Source organism: Candidatus Neomicrothrix sp. (assembly GCF_035329545.1).
Classification (GTDB): Bacteria; Actinomycetota; Acidimicrobiia; order Acidimicrobiales; family Microtrichaceae; genus Microthrix; species Microthrix subdominans.
In genome coordinates this window covers 119,688-144,113 of record NZ_DAOLGP010000006.1, presented here as the reverse complement: position 1 = coordinate 144,113, position 24,426 = coordinate 119,688, and the positions used below count along the sequence as shown (strand labels likewise).

Below are 24,426 nucleotides of genomic sequence, written 5' to 3'. Positions count from 1 at the left end.
GCGTGCCTGCCGAGGGTGACGTGCCGTTTCGGACGCAACGGCAGCGGCGAGCCGCCCGTCAACAGAGGCCCAAGCCGAGCGCAGCGGGAACACCGAGCGGCCGCAGTACGTTGAGTCGACCACCATGCACGCCTTTAGCTACATGCGCAACGCCCGGATGGGCATTGACGAGACCGAGCGACCCACCCGTCAGACCATTCGGCGCGTGCTCTCCTTTGCCCGTCCGTACCGCTCCCAGCTGATCGCCTTCGTCACCGTGATCGTCGTCGAGTCGGTGCTGGCCCTGGTGCCGACGCTGGTCTTCCGGGCACTGATCGACAACACAATCCCCGACAAGAACACCCGGCAGCTGGCGCTGCTGGCGGCCATCGTGATCGCAGTCGGGTTGGTCACCGCCGCGTTGTCCCTGCTCGAGCGTTGGTGGTCGTCCCGCATCGGCGAAGGGCTGATCTACGACCTCCGTACGGCGCTGCACGACCACGTACAGCGCATGCCGGTGGGCTTCTTCACCCGCACCCGCACCGGCGCGCTCACCAACCGCATGAACAACGACGTGATCGGCGCCCAGCGGGCGCTCACGGGCACGCTCGGCTCGGTCGCCTCCAACGGTGCGGCGCTCACCGCCACGCTGATCACGGTGTTCGCGCTCGAATGGCGCCTCACCTTGCTGTCACTGGTGTTGTTGCCCCTGTTTCTGGTGCCTGCCAGCCGGGTCGGTAAGCGGCTGGCGGTGATCACCTTGGAGGGCATGAACCTCAACGCCGAGATGAACACCAGCCTCACCGAGCGTCTCAGCGCCTCGGGCGCCCAGCTGGTCAAGCTGTACGGCCGTTACGAGGACGAACAGGCCACGCTCGACACCCAGGCCGCCCGGGTGCGCGACATCGGGGTGCGCCAGGCGATGACCGTGCGCACCTTCATGACCGGACTCGAGCTGGTCGGCATGGTGGCGTTGGGTGTCCTGTACTGGCTGGGCGGCCTGCTGGTGATCGACGGCGGGCTGACGCTGGGCACACTGGCCGCACTTACCATCTTGATGCCCCGCATTTACCAACCGCTCAGCGCGCTGAGCAACACCCGGGTGGACGTCATGGGCGCACTGGTCAGCTTCGACCGGGTCTTCGAGGTGCTCGACCTGCCCAACCCGATCACCGATGCGCCCGACGCCACCGAGCTGACAGCGCCCGTCGGGGCGCTCGAATTTCGCCACGTCGACTTCAGCTATCCGGGCAGCGAGTCGACCTCGATCGCCTCGCTGGAGGCGGTCGGCGAGGACCACCGCGAGGGCGGGCCGGTGTTGCGCGACGTTTCGGCCAACGTCGAGCCCGGCTGGACGGTGGCGCTGGTCGGCCCGTCGGGCGCCGGCAAGACCACGTTGGCCTCGCTCGTGCCCCGCCTGTGGGACGTCACCTCCGGGTCGATCACCTTCGACGGCCACGACGTGCGCTCCCTCACCCAGGACAGCCTGCGGGCGGCCATCGGGGTGGTGCCCCAGGACCCGCACCTGTTCCACATCACCGTTGCCGAGAACCTGCGCTATGCCCGGCCCGGCGCCACCGACGACCAGCTGCGCCAGGCTGCACGGGCCGCCCAGGTGCTGTCGGTGATCGAGGCGCTGCCCCAAGGCTTCGACACAGTCGTCGGTGAACGGGGCTACCGGCTGAGCGGAGGCGAGAAGCAACGGGTGGCGATCGCCCGCATGCTGCTGAAGGACCCGGCGATGGTGATCCTCGACGAGGCCACCTCCAGCCTGGACACCGAGTCCGAGGCCGCCGTGCAGCGGGCGCTGGCCACGGCCCTCGAGGGCCGAACCGCCCTGGTGATCGCCCACCGGCTGTCGACGATCGTCGGCGCCGACCTGATCCTGGTGCTCGACGAGGGCCGCGTGGTCGAGCGGGGTCGCCACAGCGAGCTGTTGGCCGACGACGGCCTGTACGCCGCGCTGTACCGCACGCTGGTCGAGGGTTCCGAAGCCCTGCTCCCCAGGATCGAGACCGTCGCGCCGTAGGCGCTTCGGCGCACCATGTGCTCGCCAATGCGGCTCGGCGCGCCTGCGCTGCGTGGCGCGATCCGAAGCGACGGCAGCACAGTTGCTGTCACAGCGCACCAGTAGCCTGAACCGGTGGCCGCTCCCACCTTCACCGTCGGCGAGCTCGTCGACCGAGCCAACCAGGCCTTGGTCGACGTGTTTCCCGGCGAGGTGTGGGTGGAGGGCGAAATCCACAACAAGGGCCGCCCCTCCGCCGCCGGACACACCTACTTCAGCCTGGTCGAGGCTCGTACCGACCCGGTGACCGGACGCAAGCAGACCGCCACCGTCAACGTTGCGCTGTTCAACAAGGCCCGCGACCGGGTGAACCGCCACCTGCGCCGGGCGCACGGACAGGTGCGCATGGACGACGGGGTGCGGGTGCGGCTGCGCGGCACGGTGGCGATCTACCCGGCGAGCAGCTCGTTTCAGCTGGTGATGGTCGGCATCGACCCAACGTTCACGCTGGGCAGCCTGGCCGCCGAACGCGCCGCCCTGCTGCAACAGCTCGAGGCCGAGGGCCTGCTGGTGGCCAACGCCGCCCGGCCCCTGGCCACCCTTCCCCAGCGGATCGCCCTGATCGCCAGCCGAGGTTCGGCCGCCGAGGCGGACTTTCTCCACGAGCTGGAGCTCAGCCGGCTGGCCTTCCACGTCACCCGCATCGACTCCCGGGTGCAGGGGGTCGATGCGCCTGCCGAGGTCGCAGCAGCCCTCGCGCTGGCCTCCTCGCTGCCCCTCGACGCCGTCGTGCTGGTGCGCGGCGGCGGTGCCCGCACCGACCTGGCCGCCTTCGATGCCGAAATCGTCGCCCGCGCCGTGGCCGCCTGCCGGCACCCGGTGCTGACCGGCATCGGCCACGAGGTGGACACCTCGGTCGCCGACCAGGTGGCCCACCGCGCGTACAAGACTCCGACCGCAGCCGCCGGAGCGCTGATCGAGGCGGTGACGCTGTGCCGTCAGGAGACCGAGGAGTGCGCCGCCCGCCTCGGCCGGGCATCGACCCGGGCGCTGGGTCGCACCGCCGAGGACTTCGCCGAGCGCCGCCGCCGGGTGGGCGACGCCGCCGCCCGCGCCACCGACCTGGCCGACGCCCGGGTGGCCGCCGCCTTTCCACGGGTGGCGGCCGCCGCACGCCGCTCGGTCCGCCAGAGCGAGCGCAGCGTGCAGGCTGCCACCTCGGGTGTGCCGCTGCTGGTCGGCGCCGCGTTGCGTTCCGCCGAAGGACGCCTCGACGAACCAACCCGCCGGCTCTCCCAAGTCGGGTCCCGCCTGGACCGGGCAGCCGAACGCCTCGATCACACCGAAGCGCTCGTGCGCGCAGCCGACCCGGCGCTCCTGTTGGCCAGGGGCTACGCGATCGTGCGCAGCACCCCTGCGAATCGACCCGCTTGTCTGGTTCGCAGCGTTGGCCAGGTGGCCGCCGGCGACCTCCTGACCATCCGGCTGGTCGACGGAGCCCTCACCGCCACCGCCACCGCCACAACAGGCCCACCGACGGACGACGCCGACGAGAGCCACCACACCGACGGCTCGACCCCCCGGGCCCCCGGCACGACCGAGCCGGCGAGCACGGCCGTCACGACCGACGGCATCGACCCCACCAGCACCGAGGACCCCCAGGACCACCCATGAACGAGACGACCAACACCCCCGCCGAATCCCCGCCCGAGGCGGCTACGCCCGGCGACCCGACCGGCGCCGAACTCGGCTGGGCCGAGGCGATGGGCGAGCTGTCGGGGATCCTCGCCGAGCTGGAACGCGACGATGTCGACCTCGACGTGCTCGCCGACCGGGTGGAGCGCGCCGCCTGGCTGATCTCGGTCTGTCGCGAACGCATCGCCGGCACCCGCCTGCGCGTCGACGAGCTGGTGGCCGAACTGATCCCCGAGGACCCGACCGGGTGATCGTCGTCCGCTCCCGGTCCGGCGCAACACCGTTGGCGATCCGGGGCGCGTCGCTCATTGCAATGATCGCCATCCTGGCCCTGGCGACCGTCAGCTGCGGAGGCGACGACCGGTCTGCGAGCGAACCGGCACGGTGGACGCCCGCCGCCGACGCCACCTGGCAGTGGCAGCTGTCGGCGCCCGACGATGATCCACCCAACATCGGCTACGACGTCGACGTGTACGACCTCGACCTGGTCGAGACCCCACAGACGACCATCGACGCGCTGCACTACGACGGACGCCGGGTGATCTGTTACTTCTCCGCCGGATCCTCCGAGGTCCGACGAGACGACGACCGCTTCACCGACGCCGACCAGCAGCAATGGTCTCGGGCTGACCGAGGCCGACACCCGTTCCTACCTGCGCTGGCTGGGCAAGGAGGTCCATCGGCGAGGGCTGGCCATCGGGCTGAAGAACACCTTGAACCTGGCCGACGACCTGGCCGGCGAGTTCGACTTCGCCGTCAACGAACAGTGCCATCGCTACGGCGAGTGCGCCGAGTCGGCGCCGTTCCGCGAACCGGGCAAGCCGGTTTTCAACGCCGAGTACGTCGACCCGGACACGGCGGCAGAGGCCGAGCGACAGCGCGAGCCCACGTGCGCCAGGCCCAGGCGGCCCGCACCACGACGCTGATCCTGCCGCTCGACCTGGACGACAGCTACCGCATCGCCTGCCCGGCGGCCGAGTGACCGGACCGATGCCACCTCCGACGCCTCGCCGATCGACCGGGTTAAGCACTGTCTCAGCCTGAATCAGCTAGGTCGGGATCGGGTTCGAGACGGCGACTCGCACCGTTATCCGACGTTCATTGATTGGCGCCTCGTCTGGCTCCCAGTGCCGAACTTGGATGAGACGCAACTGCGCTTCGCCAGGCCGTACCCCTCGGATGGTGATGCGCTCGGGCGCGGACACGCCGATCGCTGCCGGCTCAATCCCTGGAGCAAATCCTCGACTCCAGGAGATCGCAATGACGTCCGGTGGACCGATCACCCGCTCTTGCCACATGTACCCGGCGGTACCCAACCCAGGCAACGCGATCGTCTGCTCGTCGCCCACCACAAGATCGAGGTTGTCCTCCAGCACGTTCATATCCCTACATTGTCGTCCATATCGACGGGTGCCGCATCCTGGTGACGACTCTCGCTCGGCCCTACGTTGGAGGCAGGGGCATGGCGCTTTCTTCGTCGATTGCACGGTTCATCGCGGTGGGTCCCGGCATGGGGGTGTCCTCCACTACGGCGCCGACGCCGATTTTGGGAGGGGGAGGGGACGGCGGAGCCGACACGGTCGTCCCCATGCTGGGCTTTGGCATTTCTTCGCTTGGCCCCCCACTGTTCTGGGCCACCGCCGACCCAACTCCGACCATGGCTGGGGCCGGCATTGAAGGTTTGGTCACACCCGCTGCAGCATTCATTCCCACCGCCATGCGGTCGATCCACCCGCCCATCGACGCCCAGCCGCTCCACCCGTTGTTCGGGGCGGTCTGCCACACGTGCCACAACGCGTGGTCCGAGCCGATGACGAACACCTCAAGGCGACCGTCGGCGTTGCAAGCAACCACCGGGGAATCGATCCACCCACCCATCGACGCCCAGTCGCTCCACCCGTTGTTCGGGGCGGTCTGCCACACGTGCCACAACGCATGGTCCGAGCCGCGTGCGAAAACCTCGATACGCCCGTCGGCATTCTGGCCAACGGCCAGCCTGTCGATCCACCCGCCCATCGTCGCCCAGTCGCTCCACCCGTTGTTCGGGGCGGTCTGCCACACATGCCACAACGCGTGGTCCGAGCCGATGACGAACACCTCAAGGCGACCGTCGGCGTTGCAAGCAACCACCGGGGAATCGATCCACCCACCCATCGACGCCCAGCCGCTCCACCCGTTGTTCGGGGCGGTCTGCCACACATGCCACAACGCATGGTCCGAGCCGCGTGCGAAAAGCTCCAAACGGGAACCCGCTGCGCCGTCCACAATCCCCTCAGGGGCCCACATTTCCGCGTCGAGACCGCAGCTTCCATAACTCATCCGGAAGTATCCGTTCTCTCCCCAGCCAGTTCCCCACGAGTTCTTCGCGATCCAGCAGCTGTTGCTGTCGTCATATCCCACGATGCAAATGCAATGCCCACCAATAACATTGCCGGCCGTCGTGGCATCGTAGCTGTACACGCCTCCGGCGTAGTGATGGTAGAAGTCCTCATACACCGTGAAACACGCCGTCACGGGGCCCACTGTGGATACGAACTCTTTCATCGCTGAAAGGTCTGTCAGTTTGTGCCACCCAGTGATCTTGGTCAGGCCATTTTCCCAACCATCACAGACGTTGCACGCTTCGTTTGCACCCGTGTACGCGTAGCAACTTTCGTCCACGATGCCCTGCTGCAACCCATCGAAGGCTTCGTCAGGCCACCAACCACCGTCTGGGCAGGCGCCAGCACCGTGCGATGGCCCCCAGCAGTACCACAGGTGAGCCTCAGACAAGTCGACACTCGACGTGGGAGCACCTCGAGTGATGCGAACCAGGGATTCCATCGCAGCCACTGCGCCGAAGGCGACGCATGAGCCACAGCCACCCTGGTTCGTTACCGGAGTGACGTAACTCTGCCCTCCCCTATCCCGCCAGTCGAACGCCGCTGGGGCTGCTGCTGCGGCGCTGCTCAGCTCGAGCCGGGCCGCAGCTTGAACGGCAACCCGTTCGGCTTCCTCCAGCGCCAGGTCGTTCGGCCCTGGAACGTAGCCCAAGTGACTCTTGGCCTGTTCTTCAGTATCACTTGAATTGGATGTGATTCCCGCATCCCATTGAAGGCCGAGCTCGGCAATCTGGTCTTGAAGGGCTGAAAGCTGCACGGACATGGAAATGCCTCACTTCTTTAAAAAATCGCGGTCGTCCCGCTAGACACGTCGGCCGCTTCCCCGAAACAACCACTGTCCCAAGTCCGCCCGACCGCCCGTAAGCAACGTACGCCCGAGCTAAAGCAGAGTCAAGGGCATGAAAGGACTGAGCCTGAATCCATCGCTCACAGAAAGTGTCTTTCTGAATTGGGAAACGGTTGGCTTTGAACACCGTCATTCTCCCAGACAGGAAGACACTTTCGGCGTATCAGCGACCCCGTCCACCCCAATCAGACCGGTGGATTCAGGCTCAGCCTTGGACGCGCCCCAGATCGGCCAACGCGTCGGGAATCGAACCCTCCAACACGCCCGCTTCCTCGACGACCGCCTCCAGCCACGGCGGGCGCACCCGGGCCGACACCCACAGCGGGTGGGCATCAGGGTGAGCTGTCAGCACGAACCGGGCGAAGGCCTGCGCGTAGTCCTGGGGCCGCACATCGGTCGCCAGCTCGGCCAACGCCCACGGGTCGGGCGTACCCTCCCAGCGCTCCGCCGGAGCGACGATCGATGGGCTGCCCGGCTCGGTGCCGCCGCCGGCGATGCCCGGGCCATCGGCCAGCACGACGCCGTGCACCGCGTCGGTGCGCAGGCCGGCCAGGATCAGGGCGACATAGGCGCCCAGGCCGCGGCCCAAGAGCACCGCCGAGCCCAGGTGCCGCAGCGCAGCGTCCGCGTCGGCCACCAGGACCTCCGACGTGTAGCCGCCTCCGCTGGGTATCGACGATGCCCCGTGGCCGGTGAAGTCCAGCCCGTAGATGGCACCGGGCCACTCCTCGACGATCGAACGGGGCGGATCGGAGGGTGTCGACTCGCCCAGGCCGTGGAGGAGGAGCAGGTTGGGGCCGTCGGCGTCGACCAGACGGTGCAACGCCAGCTCGATGCGTCCGTGGCGCAGCACGGTCGCCGATGCAACGGCGGATTGAAAAGCAGCGGACGGTGTGGTCACGACAGGAACTCCAAGATCAGGTCGGCCACCCGCTCGGGGGCTTCGATGTGCACGAAGTGTCCGACGCCGTCCAGCGTCTCAAACCGGGCGCCGGGCGGCAGGTAGGCCTCGACGTCCCCGGGACGCGTGCCCCACCCCATCTCCTCGAGTTCCAGGCCGAGCACGCCCAGGAACGGCACCCCGAGGGCGGGCAAGCGTGCCATCGACCATTCCGGTCGCCACGGGCCCAAGCCGCCCATGCGCAGGGTCGGATCGATCTTCCAGCGCCAACCGTCGGTGTCCTGCCGTGCCCCGACCGTGACCAAATATTGCAACCACTCGGGCGACATGCGGATGTTCATGCGGGCCCGCCGTTGGGCCAGGCCCTCGATCGTGCCGGGGCGTCGCTGCTTGCCCTCGAGAGATGCCCGATGGTCGAGCCAGCCGAGGGCCGCCTCGCTCATCATGGCGTTGCGCTGCTCGGCGACGTCGGGGACGAAGCGGCGTGACGGCAACCCGTCGAGGTTGACCAGCTTGCTCAACCGATGCGGCAGCACCTCGGACAGCTGCATGGTGAGCACGCCACCCTTGGAATGGCCGATCCACGGCATCGCTTCGTCGGTGGTGCTGTGCACGACGGCGGCGGCATCCCGGGTATCGGCGTGCCACGAGTACAGGTCGGCGTGATCGGAGTCGCCGTGACCCCGCTGGTCCCAGCTGACCACCCGCCATCCGGCCCGGGCCAGAATCGGTGCGAACACGTTGAGTGTCTCGGCAAAGTCGAACCCGCCATGGGCGAACAACAATGGCGGATCGCCCTCGTCGCCCCACTCGACCACCGAGATGCCGACGCCTGAGGAGTCGACCCGGCGCCGTCGATCCGGCCGGTGCGCCCCGGGATACGCCCCCGCTACGGCGGCGCTCACCGGGACGCTTTGGCCGGTCGCGGTCTCCCCGGGCGGCGGATGTGCTGACACCTCGTTCACTCCATGACCTCGCTGACCGGTGGGCCGCAGCGCCGGCGAGCGATGCGGTTTCGAACCCTGGCACTCCGCGTTTCGCCGACAAACGTGGTGGGTTTCGACGGCCGGCGGAGGACTGCCGGGGAGGGTACACGCAGTCGTCAACGCTGCGTCGGGCCGATGACGGCGTGGTGGGGGTACCATCGACACGCCCGGGGCGCTGACCCTCCCCTCTCCTCCCCACCCTTCGGCCCCCACGCAAGGTTTGTTGTCTATGTCCGACGTTCTCAGTGAGGCGGCCCGGCGCCGCACCTTCGCCATCATCTCGCACCCTGACGCCGGCAAGACCACCCTGACCGAGAAGTTCCTGCTCTACGGCGGCGCCCTGGCGATGGAGGCGGGCTCGGTGAAGGGCAAGGGCGGTCGCCGTTCGGCCACATCGGACTGGATGGCGATGGAGCAGCAACGCGGCATCTCGATCACCTCGACCGTGCTGCAGTTCAATTATCGGGACTGCGTGGTCAACCTGCTCGACACCCCGGGTCACCGCGACTTCTCCGAGGACACCTACCGGGTGTTGGCCGGCTGCGACGGCGCCGTCATGGTGCTCGACGCCGCCAAGGGTATCGAGCCGCAGACCTTGAAGCTGTTCGAGGTGTGCCGCGACCGGGGCCTGCCGCTGCTGAGCTTCGTCAACAAGTGGGATCGGCCGGCGCGCGAACCGCTCGAGGTGCTCGACGACATCGAAAGCCAGCTCGGCCTGATCCCCACGCCGGTGACCTGGCCGGTCGGCGCCGACACCGACTTTCGGGGAGTAATCGACCGGCGCGACCACAGCTACACCCGCTACTCCCGCACGACCGGCGGCGCCCGCATCGCCCCGGAGGAAGACCTCGACCCCGCCCGGGCCGAGGAACTCGACGGCGAGCTGTGGTTGCGCGCCAACGAGGAGCTCGGGCTGCTCGACGAGGTCGGCTCCGAGTTCGATGTCGAGACCTTCCTGGCCGGCATCACCACCCCCACCCTGTTCGGCTCGGCGATGACCAACTTCGGGGTTCGCAAGCTGCTCGACGCCGTGATCGACCTCGTCCCCTCGCCTCGTCCTCGCACGACCGCCGACGGCGGGGCCCGCGCCCTGGACGCACCGCTGTCCGGCTTCGTATTCAAGGTGCAGGCCAACACCGACAAGGCCCACCGCGACCGGGTGGCCTACGTGCGGATCTGCTCGGGTCGCTTTCAACGGGGCGACGTGGCCACCCACGCCCGCACCGGCAAGCCCTTCGCCACCAAGTACGCCCACACCGCGTTCGGTAACGATCGCGAAACGGTCGAGGAGGCCTTCCCCGGCGACGTCGTCGGGCTGGTCAACGCCACCGACCTGCGAGTCGGCGACACCCTCTATCTTGAAGAACCGGTCGAGTTTCCGTCGATCCCGGCGTTCGCCCCCGAGCACTTCCGGGTGGCGCGCCCGGCCGACGTCAGCCGCTTCAAGCAGTTTCGACGCGGCATCCACCAGCTCGACGAGGAGGGTGTGGTGCAGGTGCTGCGCGACCCCGACCTCGGCGATCAGGCCCCGACGCTGGCGGCGGTGGGCCCTATGCAGTTCGACGTCGCCAAATGGCGCCTGGAACAGGAGTTCGGCGCTCCGACCTTGCTCGAGTCCACGCCGTATCAGGTGGCCCGTCAGACCGATGCCGACTCGGCGGTGCCGCTGCGACAGATGTCTGGGGTGACCGTGCTGGAACGCTCCGACGGGGTGCTGCTCGCCCTCTTCGAGAGCCCGTACTGGCTCGACCGGGTGATCGCCGACCAGCCCGAGCTCACGCTCGACCGGCTGCTCGCCGAGGGCGCGCTGCGCGAGCACTGAACGCAAAGCGCTCCAGCAGTTCGCCGAGCCGACGCGGCTGCTCCTGCATCACCTGGTGGCCGACGCCCTCGAGCACGTGGAGCTCGGCCTGGGGCAACAGTCTGGCGATGCGTTCGGCCAGCCGTGGCGGGGTGAGGTGATCGTCGGAGCCGACGATCACCATGGCGGGGCCTTCGTAGGCGCCCAGATCGTCGGTCAGGTCGTGGTTGAGGATGGCCGCACCCGCCTCGACCGACGTGATCGTCGGTACGTCGATGATCATCTGGCGCACCGCCTCGATGGCGTCCGCCGACGGTTCCTTGCCGAAGGCGATCCGGATCAGCGACGCCGACAGGTCGCCGGGCCGCCACAGACGATCGACCGGCACCGCGTTCGCCCGGTCGGCCTTACCGGCCAGCACGCCAGCCCCGGCGCCGAGGTACCCGGCGACAAAGCGGGGCGACACCGACGTGGCGGCGGTGGCCAGAAATACCAGCCCTGCGCTGCGAGCGTCGAGGCGGTCCGCATGATCGACCACGCTTCGACCGATCGCCATGCCGCCCATCGAATGCCCGACGACGATGGCGTCGGACAGGTCGAGGTGTTCGAGCACCTCGACAAGATCGCGCCCGGCCGCCTCGAGGGTGACGCCGTCAGTGCCGGCCTCGGAGCCGCCGTGACCTCGCATGTCCCAGGCGATCACCCGGAAGCGATCGGACAGCAGGTGAAACAGCGGGCTCCACACCCACCATTGCAACGTCACGCCGTGCAACAGCACCAGCGGTTGACCGCTGCCCGCCTCGACGAGGTGCAGGGTTCCGCCGTCACTGGTCGCGATGCGGTGGTGCGTCACGTTTTCGGGTGGCACCATCAACTCGTCGAGATCGATATGGTGCCGACGGCGGATCCTTGTGCCGGCGACGTGGACGGCGGCCACCGCTGCGAGGGCACCGAGGCCCACACCTCCGATGATGGCTGCTCTGCGACGGTCCACGTCCCAACCGTATCGAGGCCACTCGGCAGCCTGCTCACGGGCACCCGAACGCGTTCTGGTCGGGCGACCCGGAAACCTGCGCTTGACCATTGATCGTCCTATCGTGTCGCCGATGAATACTCCCGCCGGCTGGTACCCCGACCCGTCCGACCCGTCCGCACAGCGCTACTGGGACGGGTCGCAATGGACTGCGCAAACCCACGCGGTTTCGATCACGGCGGCAACGCCCACCTCTGCGTCCCGACCCAGTGATGACCCGACCCGAGCCACCGTCGGGGCGACCGCAGCGGCACCCGGCACCACCACCCCCGGCAACACGCTGGTGGCCGGGATCCGCACCGACCTGTTGAGCGATGCGCGCTACGCCGAGGTCGGCTCGGGTCAGCGGGTGGTCAAGCAGAACAGCCGGCTGCTCAAGGTGGTGCTGGGTGAGGATCTGCTGGCCAAGCAGGGTTCGATGGTGGCCGTGCAGGGCAACATCGATTTCGACCATGAAGGCTCCAGCATGGCCAAGTTCATGAAGAAGGCCGTCACCGGTGAAGGCCTGGCCCTCATGCGCTGCAAGGGGCAGGGCGAACTGTTTCTGGCTGACCAGGGCAACCAGGTGCACATCATCCACCTCGAGGGTGGCGGCCTCACCGTCAACGGCCGCAGCATCCTGGCTTTCGAGCCGACGCTCACCTGGGACATCGAGCGGATCAAGGGCGCCGGCATGGCCGCCGGGGGGCTGTTCAACACCCGCCTTGAGGGACGCGGCTGGGTGGCGATCACCACCGATGGCGACCCGGTGGTGCTGCGCACCGACGCCCCGACGTTCGTCGACACCGATGCCGTCGTGGCCTGGAGCTCCAACCTGCAGACCGGCCTGAACCGCACGATGAAGGCCAAGGCGGCCATCGGCCTCGGCTCGGGCGAGGCGGTACAACTCACGTTCCAAGGCGACGGTATCGTCATCGTGCAGCCCTCCGAAGGGCGCTCCATCGCAAACGCCTGACGAACCGGTCGAACGCTGGACCATCCATTGGAGGATCAGCACCGAGACCGGAGTATCATGGGCAATTCATTGGGGCTGTAGCTCAGTTGGCTAGAGCACCTGCTTTGCAAGCAGGAAGTCACGGGTTCGAGTCCCGTCAGCTCCACTTCAGTCGAGGCAGTTTTCAACCCAGGGCGACGGATCGGCGGTCCTACCCCCCGGTCTACTTGGCCGGTTCGGCGGGGGTGGCACCGCCGGTCCCTGGCGCCGCCGCCGTCACGGGGTGAAGGCCAGGTTGTTGACGACGGCCCGACCTAGCGTCACGTCGCCGCCAAGGGTGACCGCATCGGGGTGAGCCTCGATCAACGACGCGGCGCCGACGCGGCCGCCGCACAGCCGCATGAACGTGTCCACATCGACCTCGACCGTGGCCGTCGGGTTGCCGGAGCTGCCCGGGTCGATGAGCGCCGCCCGCTTCTTGCCCGACACGTCGTTGACCTGGACGACAAACGACGCCTCGGTGGGCCCGACGACGTCGATCGCCACCACCGCGCCGACCGGGGCGTCGGCCCGCTTGCCGACGACCAGCGGCAGGGCCCTACCGGCATTGTTGGCAAGCACCGAGGCCACCACCGGCCCGGACAGGTGCCCGGGCATGTCGAGCGCGTGGCGAACGTCCTGTTCGTGCATCCACAGATCGAACAACCGGATCACCATGAAGTCGCGGTAGGTGCCGGGCCCGGCGGGCGTCCACGACTCCTCGTCGAACTTCTCGGAGCCGAAGCCCTCCAAGGCGCTCTGTCGCTCAGCGAGGGTGTCGTGGAGTTCGGAGCGCACCTCCGTCGGGGTGCGGTTGCGGCGCAACTCGACCGGTGCCTCGACCATCCGAGAGAAGTCATCGTCGACGTGCGCCAGGTGATCGACCGAGGGCGTGTCCTCGCTGTGCCCCAACATGCCCCGTTCCACGCCGATCATGTGGCTGAAACAGTCCTGCACCGTCCACCCCGGAAGGTCCGTCGGCCCAGCCCAGGCTTCGTCGGGGACCTCGTCGGCAAGGGCCCGCACGGCGGCGAACTGCTCGGACAGCAGAGCCACCACCTGTTCGCCTGTTCCGCGTGCCTGGCTGGGTTGGTCGTGATCGGTCATGCGCGCCCCCGGGTCATCGTCTTGGTCGTCTCGCGACCGTAGTGGCGACGCCGTGTGATCGGCGGCTGTCCGCTGGCGCTCGGGCCATACGCTGATGGCGTCGTCCGAACGCGGGCGCAACGACGCCCTGAACGGAGACCTGATGGCGAGAAGGATCATCGTGTTGACACCAGACGGCAAGATGCCGCTGCTCACCGAAGTAATGACACACGACGAGGCCCAGCTTCAGTCCCACCTCAACGAACACCCCACGATGATCCCCATCGAGGAGTTCGGTTGGTCGGGTCCGTTGATGGTGGTCGGCCGCGAGTGTTCACTGCCATCGGGAGCTCCCGACCTCGTCGCAATCGCGCCCAGCGGACAGATCGGCACATCGGAAATGAGCGGGGTCGGGCCGGGTGTGGGGGTCCGCGTGCGCGGTACAGGGGCTCTGCAAATCTGAAGGTGTTGAGCCGATCAGATGATGGAGAGCCCCTGTGGAAACTGATGCTACGCGTATGTGCGAGCTGCTTGTCGGACTTGGTGACGTTGATGTCCTCGGGGTTGACGACGCTGGCGGCGACTTCGTTGAGGTGACGGTCCAGACTCGCACTAGCCGGGCGTTCTGTTCCGACTGTGGTGTGGCTGCGACGTTGAAGGAATACCAGCCGACGATGCTGGTCGACCTGGCTTGTTTCGGCCGGCCAGCCCGGCTGTGTTGGCGCAAACGCCGGTGGCGGTGCCCCGAGGCGCGCTGTCCGGCCGGGTCATGGGTCGAGGTCGACCACGCCATTGCGTCGCCACGCCAGCGTCTCACCCGCCGGGCCGGCATGTGGGCATGTGTCCAGGTCGGCCAGCACAGCCGCACCGTGTCTGAGGTCGCCGGTGAGCTCGGTGCTGACTGGCACACCGTCAACACCGCCGTGACCGCTTGGGGACAAGCGCTTCTCGACGCTGATGTCGACAGGATCGGCACACCCGACGCGATCGGGATCGACGAAACACTCGCGGTCCGACGGGGCCCGTTTCGCACCCAGGAATGGTTGACCGGGATCGTCGATGTCCGTGCCGGACGGCTCCTCGATGTCGTGGCCGGCCGCAACTCTGCCGGGCCGATCGAGTGGTTCACCAACCAAGGACAGGCGTGGTGTTCGAGCGTGAAATGGGCGGCGCTCGACCTGTCCGGGCCCTACCGGCGGGTCTATGACATTGCGCTGCCCAACGCGACACAGGTCGCCGATCCGTTCCACGTCGTCAAGCTTGCCAACCTGAAACTCGATCTGGTTCGTCGACGGGTTCAGACCGAACAGCTCGGCCATCGGGGCCACAAGGGTGACCCGCTCTACCGGGCCCGCAAGCTGCTGGTCATCGCCGACGAGCGGCTGCCAGAGGACCGCAAAGAACGCCTGCGAGGCCTGCTGCTGGCCGGTGATCCTGACGGCGAAGTTCGCACCGCGTGGATCGCGAAAGAGTGTGTACGCGACATCTATTTGACGCGGGATCCCGACACCGCCCTGGCGTGGGTCACCAGGCTCGCAGCCGACCTCCAAGACGAGGCGCCACCGGAGATCCGCCAGCTCGGCCGGACACTGCAACGCTGGTCCCACCAGATCGCAGCGTGGCACCACTCGTGGGTGTCCAACGGCCCAACAGAAGCCGTCAACAACCTGATCAAACGCGTCAAGCGAGCCGCGTTCGGGTTCCGCAACTTCGCCAACTACCGGATCCGAGCGTTGCTCTACGCCGGCGGCCCCAACTGGGACCTACTCCCAACCCTCAACCCCGCTGAAATCCGATGAGCCGACAGATCCTGGTCGCCGAGTTCAAGACCGGACCCAAGAACCCCGATTTCCGCGGCGCCCTCGCCCAGGCGATGGACTACGGCGCCGACCTGTGGGGCATGTCCTATGACGAGTTCGAAACGACGGTGGCCCTGCAGTACTTCGGTGGGGCGTACTGCCCGAACGGTGCCCCAAGCCGCCATGCTGGATCTCTCTTCGATGCCGCCGAAGCCACGTGGGGCGACTCCTGGCCGGAGGAGGACCGAAGCCAATTCTGCGAGCGCGTCCGGGTGGCGCTAGATGCGGGTCGATTTCACTTCGCCGTCGTTGCGCAGCGCTTTACCTCCACGATGGAACGAACCGCCGAGTATCTGAACAGCACCGGAACCGGCGCCGGCGTCTACTTGGTGGAGTTGATCCACTTCACCAACGGAGCTGGGCTGGAAGCCTTCGAGGCGCGCACCGTATTGAAGCCGGCCGCTACAACGACGAGAGCATCAAGCTCCTCGATCCTGAACCGAGCGCAGTTCCTTGAGAAGGAAACCGACGCTCACCATCGGGCCTGGCTCGACGAGTTTCTCGACTTCTGCGAGGGGCAGGGCCTCCTTATCAACTGGGGCACCGTCGGCGCTTCCATCCGGGTGGCGACGAGCGATCGTCCCGAAGCGCTCTCGGTGGCGTGGGTATTTCCTACCGGCCAAACTGGCTGGCGCAGCCTGACCGACCTCACGCTGGGGTATGACCCGGCATCAGCTCTCGCCACGCCGAGCATCGCTTCGGCGCTGACGGACTATGAGGCCGGGATCTCGGCGCTGCCCGGCGGGCTGCCCACCAAGCCCAACGCACTGGTAGGTCGAACGTTTGGGGTCGACGCAACCATCGAACACGCCTCAGCCCTCCGGACCCTGCTGTCCGATCTGGCTCACGTGGCTGCGTCCGCATGAGCATGAGTCCGACGGCCATCGAGGGTCGCCACCGGCACCGTCGACGGATTCCGCTTCTCTCCTCGAGCCGATGACGAACAGGCGACTGGCATCCCGCTACCGCAGCGGGGGAGAGTGAAGGCGGTCGTCAGCCGCTGCGGCCGCACCGCCTGTGAGGATCCAGTGACCCGAATCGACCCACGCACCGGCCGCCCGCGCCCGACCCGGCCCAGCGGCGAGCCGCCCACGACCATGACCCAGCTGGGTATCACCTCGTATCGCATCCTGTTCCGCGGGGCGACGCGGCGCTGCCCGGTGTGCGGTTCGGGCCACCTGTTCTCCAAGTGGTTCAACCTGGCCAAGCACTGCCCCCGATGCGGGCTGCGCTTCGAGCGGGAGCCCGGCACCTTCATCGGGGCGATCGGCATGAATACGATCGTGACGTTTGCATCGCTGATGGGCGTCGTCGCCATTGGGGTGGTGCTCACCCAACCGGACATCCCGACCGTGCCGTTGACCGTGGTCGCGGTGAGCTGGGCCATCTTCGTGTCGCTGGCGGGTCTGCCGTTCACCAAGGCTCTTTGGCTGGCGATCGACCTGTTGTTGTCGCCGCTGCGCGACGACGAGGCCCCACATGCACCTCGGGTGCTGCCGAGTGGAAACTCGCCGCGGGCCGCCAAGGCCCGCACAAAACCCAAGGTGCCGGCACGGCCCGACTTGAACTGAACCCTCCGGCCGACGGGCCAGCGGCCCACCCCGTCGGCAGTGCTCAGGCGTACATCGAGTCGATCTCGTCCTGATAGCGGGCCAGGATGCCCCGACGCTTCAGCTTGGAGGTCGGGGTCAACACGTCGGAGTCCGGCTCCCACTCGTCGCCGAGGATCACCCAACGCTTCACCGCCTCGGCGCTGTTGAACCCGTCCATCGCCTCGGCGACGCCCTCGTCGATGTGGGCCCGCACCTGCTCGTCCTGAGCCAGGTCGTCGAGCGACTCGAACTCGATGCCCTGCTTCTTGGCCCACACGGGGGCCACATCGGGGTCGAGCACCAACAACGCAGAGACGAACTTGCGTTGATCCCCGATGGCGGCGGCCTGGCCGACGATGTCGATCATCTTCAGCTCGGCCTCCAGGTTGGCGGGGCTGATGTTCTTGCCCCCGGCGGTGACGATCAGCTCCTTCTTGCGATCGACGATCGTCAGGTATCCGTCCTCGTCAATCGTGCCGATATCGCCGGAATGGAGCCAACCATCGATGAGCGTTTCGGCGGTCTTTTCGGGCTGGTTGAGGTAGCCGACGAACACGTTGGAACCCCGGAAGATCACTTCGCCATCGTCGGCCAGTGCCACTTCGGATCCAGGGATCGCCGGCGCTCCCGTCACCTTGGGCTTCTCGACGGTGAAGGTCATCGGGCCGCTCGACTCCGACATGCCGTAGACCTCGCACAGGTTGATGCCGATCGCCCGGAACCACGACAACAGTTCCTGGGAGATCGGTGCGGCGCCCGAAACGGCCAGCATCATCTCGTCGAAGCCCAGCAGCGCCCGGATGGTGGAAAAGGCAACCTCGTCGAGGAAGTTCCAGGTGGCGATCTCGTCCTCGGTTGCAGTCCCCGCGTCCATCTTCACCATGATCGGCAGCGCTGCCTCGACCGCCTCGGCCACCTGGCGCTCCTTCTCCGGGTCGGCGGACAGGGCGGCGCTGATGCCGGCGTGAATCTTCTCCCAGACCCGGGGCACGCCGAACATAATCTGGGGGTGCACCGCCCCGATGTGGGTGGTGAGCTCGGAGAACTCCGGGCAGCAGATCACCTGGAAGCCCAAGATCGTCTGGGCATAGTGCGAGACCATGCGTTCGGCGACGTGGGCCATCGGAAGATACGACATCACCTTGACGCCGGCGGTCTCGTCGAACGGGAAGGTCTCGCGCAGCGACTCGCCGGTCCACACCACGTTGAGGTGGTTCAACATGACACCCTTGGGGTTACCGGTGGTGCCCGAGGTGTAGATGACGGTGACCAGGTCCTCGGGCGACGCGTTGGAGACCTCGACGGACAGGTCGACCGGGTCGTGGCCCATGAAGTCGTCCCATGCCACCGTGCCGTCGCCCCCGTCGTGCAGCGTGACGATCGACTCGAGCGCCGGCAGCCGGTCGCGAGCTGACTGGAAGCGATCGAGAAAGCCCTGATGCTCCAGTACGGCCACCTTGGCCTCACAGTCACCGACCAGGTAGGCGATCTGATCGGCCGAGGAGCTGTTGTAGATCGAGATCGGGGTGGCACCGAGGAAGACGGCCGCCATGTCGACGATGTGAAACTCGGGCATGTTGCGCATCATGATCACCACGCGGTCACCCGGGCCCACCCCCAACGCCCGCAGCCCCGCAGCGGCGATCGCCACACGATCGGCGTATTCGGCGAACGTCAGCTGCAACCAGTCCTCGCCCGACATCCAGCGAAGCGCCACCAGATCGCCATGCTCGGCCAGCGTCGCCATGAACGCGGTCGGCACGGTCTGACCCTCGACTCGGCTCAGGATCTCTTGGTCGGTTAGCGGCATGGTGGTCCTCCCCGTGGCACCCGTTCGATGCGGATGCTCGTCTACGTCTGAGAGCAGGGTAGTCGCGCTGATGTGCGTTGGGTCACAGACCGCCGTGACAACCCGTGGTTGACCCCCTCCCCCGGGCTGAGGAAGACTTGACCGTCCGGTCAAGAGGCCGTTTCAGCCAGCAACGATCACCACCATCGGGAGTACTCCATGCCAAACGCAGTCATCGTCGATGTCGTCCGCACCCCAGGGGGAAGGCGCAACGGTGTCCTGTCGGGTTGGCATCCGGCCGACCTGGCCGCCGAGGCGCTGAAGGCGCTCCAGGAGCGCAACGGCCTCGATCCGGCGATCGTCGACGACGTCATCGTGGGCTGCGTCATGCAGGTGGGCGCCCAGGCCCTCAACGTGGGCCGCAACGCCGTCCTCGCCGCCGGCTGGCCCGATACGGTGCCGGCAACCACGATCGACCGGCAGTGCGGGTCGTCCCAGCAGGCCTACACCTTCGCCGCCCAGGGCGTGATGGCCGGTGCGTACGACGTCGTCGTCGCCGCCGGTGTCGAGGAGATGAGCCTGGTGCCGATGGGCGCCTCGGTCTCCAAAGGCGTCGGGTTTCCCTTCACCGAGGGCATGAACGACCGCTACTCCGAGCAGGGTGGGCTGGTCCCGCAGGGCATCTCCGCCGAGATGATCGCCGACCAGTGGGGCCTGAGCCGCGAAGACCTGGACGCCTTCGGTGCCCGGTCCCAGCAGTTCGCCGAGCGTGCCCGTGACGAGGGCCGCTTCGACAACGAGATCATCCCGGTGCAGGGTCGCCGCCGCGACAAGGAGACCGGCGACGTCACCATCGAGGATGCCCCGGTGACCGCTGATGAGGGGATCCGCCCCGGAACCACCGCCGAGGGCCTGGCCAAGCTGAAGCCCGCCTTCAAGCCCGACGGCAAGGTGACCGCGGCCAACAGCTCGCAGATCACCGACGGCGCCTCGGCTGCCCTGATCATGAGCGAGGAGAAGGCCGCCGAGCTGGGGCTCACCCCGCGGGCCCGTTTCCACGCCTTCTCGTTGGCCGGCGTCGACCCCGTGACCATGCTGACCGGACCGATCCCATCGACACGGAAGGTGCTCGAGCGCGCCAACATGAGCATCGACGACATCGACCTGTTCGAGGTCAACGAGGCCTTCGCCTCGGTCGTGCTGGCCTGGAAGGCGGAGATGGGCCTCGACGATGAGACCTTCGACGCCAAGGTCAACGTCAACGGCGGCGCCATCGCCTTGGGCCACCCGCTGGGCGCATCGGGCACCAAGCTGCTCGCCACCCTGGTGAACGAGCTGGAGCGCACCGGCGGCCGCTACGGCCTGCAGACGATGTGCGAGGGCGGTGGCCTGGCCAACGCCGCCATCATCGAGCGCCTGGGCTGAGCGCCCCGCCCCCATGCCCGCTGACTCGGCCTGGTCCGCTGTCAACGGGAGCGGCGGTGTGTCCGGAGCAGGGCGCCGGGCCAGACTGGTGACGTGGACGACACGACCCCAGCGCTGAGCCCGGCGACCCGGCCGTCAGCCGACGAAGCGCCCAGCCCGGCCCCGGCTGGGCACTCGCGGCTTCGCGCCTGGGCATTCAGGGCGGCTTTCGGCGCGGCCGTCTGGGGGGCGATGGTCGGCATCTGGGGCGTCGGCCCCTGGCGCGCTGTCATCGCCGTGATTGCGATCGGCCTGCTGTTGTTTCCGGGCATCGCCATGGCCCGTTCGGTTGCCACACCGTTGCCGCCGCCGCCCGACCCTGGGACGCTGCGCAAGGTGAAGCTGGTGTACCGCTGCAGCCTGTGCAGCACCGAGGTGCGCATGACCGCCGCGCTCGAAGAGGATCCCGAACCTCCCCGCCACTGCATGGAGGACATGGACCTGATCACGCCGAAGGAGTAACCCGATCGCGCCGACCCCCTCCGAACCGGTTATCCCCACCTGTGGATAAACCTGGGGTTAAGTGACACCGGTGTAACTTCACACCCCGCCTGGCGTCACTCCCCTACCCTCGCCCGGCGATATCGGTCGGGGTTGTGCTCAGCGGTACTGGGTGGCGGTCATGATGCCCGCCAGGATGGCGACCAGGCCGCCGATCAGGTACCAGCCGTTGGCACCGTTGCTCGTCCCGGGCAGAATCTCGGCGTAGTTCAAGATGATCGCCAGTCCGCCCGCACCGATGAACGTCCACATCATGGCGGGCACCCACCATGGCGAGGGCATGTCGACAGGGCTCGGCGGGGTGTAACGGCGGGACTCGGCATGCTCGGTGACCCGCTTCGACCGACGCGTGGCGTCAGAGGCTGCGGTGCCCGGCTTCGACGGCCTCTGGTCGGCGCCGGTCGAGGTATCGCTTGCAGCACCCGTCGAGGGTGCCTTAGCGGGGGCTGCGGCGCCTGCCTTGGGGGTCACTCGGCGAGAATGCTCGCCCTCAACTCGACGTTTGGTGGGCTTGGCCATCGCCTCAGCCTACCGGCCCACACCGCCTGCACGGGTAGCCTGCCCCCGTGCCTGCCCACGCTGCGTCCGCCCCCGCACCCGCCGTCGGGGCGACGCCGACCGGCATCGTCGTCATCGACAACTACGACAGCTTCACCTACAACCTCGTCCAGTACCTGGGCGAGCTCGGGGTCGCACCGCAGGTGTTTCGCAACGATGCGGTGACCATCGAGCAGATTCGTGCCCTCAGCCCCGCCGGGGTTGTGATCTCGCCTGGTCCCGGGCGGCCCCCGCAAGCGGGGATCTCGAAGGCGGTGTTCCGGGAGCTCGGCGGCGAGGTACCGATCTTCGGCGTCTGCCTCGGCCTGCAATGCGTGGGCGAAGTGAACGGAGCGTCGGTCGTGCGCGCACCGCAGGTGATGCACGGCAAGACCTCGTCGATCGATCACGATGGTCGGGGCGTCTTTGCCGGATTGCCCAACCCGTTGGTGGCCACCCGATACCACTCGCTGATCGTCGACGAGGCCACCGTGCCCGAGCACCTCGAGATCAGCGCCCGCAGCGACGACGGGCTGGTGATGGGCCTGCGCCATCGCCACCAGCTCACCGAGGCGGTCCAGTTCCACCCCGAGTCGATCCTGACCGTCGCCGGCCACCAACTGCTCGGCAATTTTCTGACGCTGGCCGGCCGGCCGGCACCGCAGCCGCCGGTCGTATCCTCGCCCAGCTGATCAGCCCGGGACCGGTGGGGTCCCAGTGACGGGGGGCGGTTGGGTCGTCGGCGGCGGCGTCGGAGGTGGCTGCGTCGTCGGAGGCTCCGTCGGAGGCGGCTGCGTCGTCGGAGGCTCCGTCGGAGGTGGCTGCGTCGTCGGAGGCGCGGTCGGTGGCACCGTGATCAGCACGGTCGGCGGCGGCGGTCGCGTTGTCGGAGGTGGTGGTGCCTGCCCGACGATGAGCTCGATCTCAAACCCGGGGGCCACCTCGGTTTGAGGAGGCACCCCTTGGCTGATCACCCGGCCGTCATCGGGGCTGCCCAGCGGAACGCGCAGAACGAGAACCCTCGCATCCAGCCCGGCGTCGGCCACCTCGCCCTCGGCTCGCTCCCGGCCCAGACCCTCGACCGAGGGCACGCCGACCATCGGGGGCGGACCGGCGATCATCACGTTGACCGCCGAGTTGCGCGACAGCACGGTCCCGACGTTCGGCGACACCTCGAGCACGGTTCCCTCCTCGGCGCCGGCACGGTACTGCGTGTCGAGGTCGCCGGCACCCAAACCGCTTCGGCCCAGCAGGTTGAGCGCTTCCTCCGCCGGCAGGCCGACCATCTTGGGCACCTTGCGCGGGGCGTATCCGGCCGACACGACGATCTCGACCTCGCTGTTCTCCGCAGCCTCGGTGCCCGGCCGCGGACGGGATTCGATCACCTCATTGACCCGCACCGAGTCCGAGTACTGAGGGACCGCCTTGGGCTTCAGCCCGATGGCGCTCACCAGGCGCTGGGCCTCGTCCAACTCCTGGCCAGCCACGTCGGGAACGACGAACTGGGACGGCCCCGACGACGCGACCAGGGTCACCCGCGACCCGGCCGGCAGCTTGGCGCCCTGCAGAGGACGCTGGGTGAAGATGGTGCCTGGGGGGAACTCCTCCAGGTCGTTGGCGCGAAACTCGATCGCTGCCACCAGCCCGCCGGCCTCGACCTCGCGCTGGGCATCGGCCAGGCCCTGGCCGCTGAAGTCCTGAACCTGGATGTCGGGAACGACCACGTCGCGCTCGATGCCGAGGCGTTGGGTGAACGCATCGACCGCCAGCCACATCAACAACACCAGCGCGATGAGCGCCACCGCCAGCGAGGTCCAACGCTGACCACCTTCGACCACCTCGTAGTCGCCGATCTCGGTCACCCGGGTGTGATCTGGCACTCCGGCGGGATCGGTCACCCCGCCGGGTTCGGCGGCACCCCCCGGCGCAGCTGGTTCGGCGCTGGCGGCTGCTTCGGCGTTGGCCACGCCATCCTCGGGCTCGACGTCGACCGGCTGGGTCGAGAGCAGGCTCATCCCGGCGTCCCCCCGCGTGCCACCAAGATCTCGACGACCTGGCCCGGATCCATCAACGTGCCGGCATCGGGCTTTTGGGTCAGCACCTCGCCGTTGATCGGGTCTGACGGACCCACCAACCGGGTTGTGGTCGCCGCCACCAGGCCGATCGACTCCAGGGATTCCAGGGCCTGGGTCTCCTGGGTGCCGACCAGGGTGGGGGCCTTGACCTGAGGGGGTCCATCGCTGACGACCAACTCGACCACGGTGTCCTTGTTCAGGTTCTTGCCCACCGCCGGATCGGTTCGGACCACCGCCCCCTTGGGCAGGAACGGATCCCGTTCCAACGTGACCCCATCGACGACGAACCCGGCGTTGCCCAGGATGAACGCCGCCCCGGCGGCGGGCAGCCTGCGCACCTCCGGCACCTTCCGCTTCTGGGCGCCCTGGGACACCACCAGCGCCAGCGTGTCGCCGGAGCGAACCACTTCGCCGGGCAACGGATCCTGGCGGATCACCTCGCCGGCGACAGCGTCCTCGGTGGGGAACTCGGCAATGTCGAGGGCCACCCCGGTGTCGGCAAAGAGCTTCTCGACCGACCGTCTGGTGGTGCCGACCAACTTGGGTACAACAAACTCCGCCTTGCCCCGAGACACGGTGACGGTGACCTTGCCACCGCGCCGTACCGGATCGCCCGACGGTGGGTCTTGGGCGGCCACCTCACCCCTCGGCACCGTCGCCGAGTAATCGAAGCGGACCGTCGAGTCCAAACCCTCGCGAACGAGCGCCTGGATCGCTTTTGGTTGGGTCAACCCGATCAGGTCCGGGGTTTCCTGAAACCGGTACCGGCCCAACAGCAGGTCGGCCGGGTTGAGCGTCGGCGACAGCGCCAGCAACGGAATGCCGGCGCCCAGGACCAGGAGGAAGCTCAGGACGACCAGCTGGCCGGACTCGAAGCCCCGGCGGCGCAGCTCTGCGAACGTCATCCTTCGCTGGCCGA

23 protein-coding genes and 1 tRNA gene are annotated in these 24,426 nt (G+C 67.9%); 14 read left to right on the top strand and 10 right to left on the bottom strand.

From position 1 onward, the window contains the following. Positions 1–124: 124 nt before the first annotated feature. The 4 genes from PKD89_RS05660 (at position 125) to PKD89_RS05645 (ending at position 4,664) form a co-directional block, all read left to right on the top strand. A complete protein-coding gene (locus tag PKD89_RS05660; RefSeq protein WP_289012681.1) occupies positions 125–2,008 on the top strand; it encodes an ABC transporter ATP-binding protein in 1,884 nt (627 codons plus the stop codon). Positions 2,009–2,122: 114 nt separating this feature from the next. Continuing rightward, on the top strand, positions 2,123–3,661 hold the full coding sequence (gene xseA, locus PKD89_RS05655) for an exodeoxyribonuclease VII large subunit (RefSeq protein ID WP_289012682.1): 1,539 nt from the start codon (positions 2,123–2,125) through the stop codon (positions 3,659–3,661). Then, positions 3,658–3,933 (top strand): exodeoxyribonuclease VII small subunit, encoded by a 276-nt coding sequence (xseB, locus tag PKD89_RS05650; protein ID WP_289012683.1) that lies wholly within the window; start codon positions 3,658–3,660, stop codon positions 3,931–3,933. Before xseA ends, xseB begins: the two co-directional genes overlap by 4 nt. Next, on the top strand, positions 3,930–4,664 hold the full coding sequence (locus tag PKD89_RS05645) for an endo alpha-1,4 polygalactosaminidase (protein WP_289012684.1): 735 nt from the start codon (positions 3,930–3,932) through the stop codon (positions 4,662–4,664). The genes xseB and PKD89_RS05645 overlap by 4 nt, the downstream gene beginning before the upstream one ends. A gap of 67 nt (positions 4,665–4,731) precedes the next feature. Here PKD89_RS05645 and PKD89_RS05640 read toward each other — a convergent pair whose 3' ends face one another. From PKD89_RS05640 to PKD89_RS05625, 4 genes are all read right to left on the bottom strand, one after another. Next, positions 4,732–5,064, bottom strand: a complete 333-nt coding sequence (locus tag PKD89_RS05640; RefSeq protein WP_289012685.1) for a protease inhibitor I42 family protein — start codon at positions 5,062–5,064, stop codon at positions 4,732–4,734. 61 nt (positions 5,065–5,125) lie between these two features. Continuing rightward, complete coding sequence (locus PKD89_RS05635; RefSeq protein WP_324332307.1) at positions 5,126–6,826, bottom strand: C1 family peptidase; 1,701 nt, start codon at positions 6,824–6,826, stop codon at positions 5,126–5,128. Positions 6,827–7,115: 289 nt separating this feature from the next. Then, positions 7,116–7,811: an alpha/beta fold hydrolase gene (locus tag PKD89_RS05630; protein WP_289010316.1), complete on the bottom strand. Its 696-nt coding sequence runs from the start codon at positions 7,809–7,811 to the stop codon at positions 7,116–7,118. Further along, positions 7,808–8,716, bottom strand: a complete 909-nt coding sequence (locus PKD89_RS05625; RefSeq protein ID WP_289010317.1) for an alpha/beta fold hydrolase — start codon at positions 8,714–8,716, stop codon at positions 7,808–7,810. The genes PKD89_RS05630 and PKD89_RS05625 overlap by 4 nt, the downstream gene beginning before the upstream one ends. A gap of 310 nt (positions 8,717–9,026) precedes the next feature. On the opposite strand from PKD89_RS05625, the gene PKD89_RS05620 reads away from it, so the two are divergent. Continuing rightward, entirely contained in the window at positions 9,027–10,619 is a 1,593-nt protein-coding gene (locus PKD89_RS05620) for a peptide chain release factor 3 (protein ID WP_289010318.1), read from the top strand. Here PKD89_RS05620 and PKD89_RS05615 read toward each other — a convergent pair. Further along, on the bottom strand, positions 10,573–11,592 hold the full coding sequence (locus PKD89_RS05615; RefSeq protein ID WP_289010319.1) for an alpha/beta fold hydrolase: 1,020 nt from the start codon (positions 11,590–11,592) through the stop codon (positions 10,573–10,575). The two genes, PKD89_RS05620 and PKD89_RS05615, sit on opposite strands and share 47 nt — an antisense overlap. Before the next feature lie 112 nt (positions 11,593–11,704). Here PKD89_RS05615 and PKD89_RS05610 point away from each other — a divergent pair, with 112 nt between their 5' ends. After that, positions 11,705–12,586 (top strand): AIM24 family protein, encoded by an 882-nt coding sequence (locus tag PKD89_RS05610; protein ID WP_287376457.1) that lies wholly within the window; start codon positions 11,705–11,707, stop codon positions 12,584–12,586. Between the two features lie 71 nt (positions 12,587–12,657). Further along, positions 12,658–12,731: transfer RNA gene (locus PKD89_RS05605), tRNA-Ala, on the top strand. Positions 12,732–12,841: 110 nt separating this feature from the next. Here PKD89_RS05605 and PKD89_RS05600 read toward each other — a convergent pair. Continuing rightward, positions 12,842–13,711, bottom strand: a complete 870-nt coding sequence (locus tag PKD89_RS05600; protein WP_289010320.1) for a maleylpyruvate isomerase family mycothiol-dependent enzyme — start codon at positions 13,709–13,711, stop codon at positions 12,842–12,844. 142 nt (positions 13,712–13,853) lie between these two features. Between PKD89_RS05600 and PKD89_RS05595 the strand changes: the two genes are divergently transcribed. The 4 genes from PKD89_RS05595 (at position 13,854) to PKD89_RS05580 (ending at position 17,120) form a co-directional block, all read left to right on the top strand. Next, positions 13,854–14,153, top strand: a complete 300-nt coding sequence (locus PKD89_RS05595) for a hypothetical protein (protein ID WP_289010321.1) — start codon at positions 13,854–13,856, stop codon at positions 14,151–14,153. 55 nt (positions 14,154–14,208) lie between these two features. Beyond that, positions 14,209–15,489, top strand: a complete 1,281-nt coding sequence (locus PKD89_RS05590) for an ISL3 family transposase (RefSeq protein WP_289010322.1) — start codon at positions 14,209–14,211, stop codon at positions 15,487–15,489. Beyond that, a complete protein-coding gene (locus tag PKD89_RS05585; protein WP_289010323.1) occupies positions 15,486–16,415 on the top strand; it encodes a hypothetical protein in 930 nt (309 codons plus the stop codon). Before PKD89_RS05590 ends, PKD89_RS05585 begins: the two co-directional genes overlap by 4 nt. A 231-nt stretch (positions 16,416–16,646) precedes the next feature. Then, on the top strand, positions 16,647–17,120 hold the full coding sequence (locus PKD89_RS05580) for a DUF983 domain-containing protein (protein ID WP_289010324.1): 474 nt from the start codon (positions 16,647–16,649) through the stop codon (positions 17,118–17,120). Positions 17,121–17,163: 43 nt separating this feature from the next. On the opposite strand, the gene PKD89_RS05575 is transcribed toward PKD89_RS05580, so the two are convergent. Further along, entirely contained in the window at positions 17,164–18,951 is a 1,788-nt protein-coding gene (locus PKD89_RS05575; protein ID WP_289010325.1) for an AMP-dependent synthetase/ligase, read from the bottom strand. A gap of 198 nt (positions 18,952–19,149) precedes the next feature. On the opposite strand from PKD89_RS05575, the gene PKD89_RS05570 reads away from it, so the two are divergent. Beyond that, positions 19,150–20,355: a thiolase family protein gene (locus tag PKD89_RS05570; protein ID WP_289010326.1), complete on the top strand. Its 1,206-nt coding sequence runs from the start codon at positions 19,150–19,152 to the stop codon at positions 20,353–20,355. A 93-nt stretch (positions 20,356–20,448) separates the two neighbouring features. Then, entirely contained in the window at positions 20,449–20,856 is a 408-nt protein-coding gene (locus tag PKD89_RS05565) for a hypothetical protein (RefSeq protein WP_289010327.1), read from the top strand. Between the two features lie 138 nt (positions 20,857–20,994). Here PKD89_RS05565 and PKD89_RS05560 read toward each other — a convergent pair whose 3' ends face one another. Next, complete coding sequence (locus PKD89_RS05560) at positions 20,995–21,414, bottom strand: hypothetical protein (protein ID WP_287376443.1); 420 nt, start codon at positions 21,412–21,414, stop codon at positions 20,995–20,997. A 47-nt stretch (positions 21,415–21,461) separates the two neighbouring features. Here PKD89_RS05560 and PKD89_RS05555 point away from each other — a divergent pair, with 47 nt between their 5' ends. Then, on the top strand, positions 21,462–22,124 hold the full coding sequence (locus PKD89_RS05555; RefSeq protein ID WP_289010328.1) for an anthranilate synthase component II: 663 nt from the start codon (positions 21,462–21,464) through the stop codon (positions 22,122–22,124). Here the strand turns inward: PKD89_RS05555 and PKD89_RS05550 are convergent, their stop codons facing one another. Together PKD89_RS05550 and PKD89_RS05545 are read right to left on the bottom strand one after the other, a co-directional pair. Continuing rightward, entirely contained in the window at positions 22,125–23,447 is a 1,323-nt protein-coding gene (locus PKD89_RS05550) for a PASTA domain-containing protein (protein ID WP_289010329.1), read from the bottom strand. After that, positions 23,444–24,412, bottom strand: coding sequence for a PASTA domain-containing protein (locus PKD89_RS05545; RefSeq protein WP_287394342.1), 969 nt, complete (start codon positions 24,410–24,412; stop codon positions 23,444–23,446). Before PKD89_RS05545 ends, PKD89_RS05550 begins: the two co-directional genes overlap by 4 nt. Between the last annotated feature and the right edge of the window lie 14 nt (positions 24,413–24,426).

Excerpts from the sequence above, each read along its gene's own strand:
- PKD89_RS05660 (WP_289012681.1), top strand. The coding sequence starts at position 125 with ATGCACGCCTTTAGCTACATGCGCAACGCCCGGATGGGCATTGACGAG.
- xseB (WP_289012683.1), top strand. The coding sequence starts at position 3,658 with ATGAACGAGACGACCAACACCCCCGCCGAATCCCCGCCCGAGGCGGCT.
- PKD89_RS05640 (WP_289012685.1), bottom strand. The coding sequence starts at position 5,064 with ATGAACGTGCTGGAGGACAACCTCGATCTTGTGGTGGGCGACGAGCAG.
- PKD89_RS05635 (WP_324332307.1), bottom strand. The coding sequence starts at position 6,826 with ATGTCCGTGCAGCTTTCAGCCCTTCAAGACCAGATTGCCGAGCTCGGC.
- PKD89_RS05620 (WP_289010318.1), top strand. The coding sequence starts at position 9,027 with ATGTCCGACGTTCTCAGTGAGGCGGCCCGGCGCCGCACCTTCGCCATC.
- PKD89_RS05610 (WP_287376457.1), top strand. The coding sequence starts at position 11,705 with ATGAATACTCCCGCCGGCTGGTACCCCGACCCGTCCGACCCGTCCGCA.
- PKD89_RS05600 (WP_289010320.1), bottom strand. The coding sequence starts at position 13,711 with ATGACCGATCACGACCAACCCAGCCAGGCACGCGGAACAGGCGAACAG.
- PKD89_RS05595 (WP_289010321.1), top strand. The coding sequence starts at position 13,854 with ATGGCGAGAAGGATCATCGTGTTGACACCAGACGGCAAGATGCCGCTG.
- PKD89_RS05590 (WP_289010322.1), top strand. The coding sequence starts at position 14,209 with ATGTGCGAGCTGCTTGTCGGACTTGGTGACGTTGATGTCCTCGGGGTT.
- PKD89_RS05585 (WP_289010323.1), top strand. The coding sequence starts at position 15,486 with ATGAGCCGACAGATCCTGGTCGCCGAGTTCAAGACCGGACCCAAGAAC.
- PKD89_RS05580 (WP_289010324.1), top strand. The coding sequence starts at position 16,647 with ATGACCCAGCTGGGTATCACCTCGTATCGCATCCTGTTCCGCGGGGCG.
- PKD89_RS05575 (WP_289010325.1), bottom strand. The coding sequence starts at position 18,951 with ATGCCGCTAACCGACCAAGAGATCCTGAGCCGAGTCGAGGGTCAGACC.
- PKD89_RS05570 (WP_289010326.1), top strand. The coding sequence starts at position 19,150 with ATGCCAAACGCAGTCATCGTCGATGTCGTCCGCACCCCAGGGGGAAGG.
- PKD89_RS05560 (WP_287376443.1), bottom strand. The coding sequence starts at position 21,414 with ATGGCCAAGCCCACCAAACGTCGAGTTGAGGGCGAGCATTCTCGCCGA.
- PKD89_RS05550 (WP_289010329.1), bottom strand. The coding sequence starts at position 23,447 with ATGAGCCTGCTCTCGACCCAGCCGGTCGACGTCGAGCCCGAGGATGGC.
- PKD89_RS05545 (WP_287394342.1), bottom strand. The coding sequence starts at position 24,412 with ATGACGTTCGCAGAGCTGCGCCGCCGGGGCTTCGAGTCCGGCCAGCTG.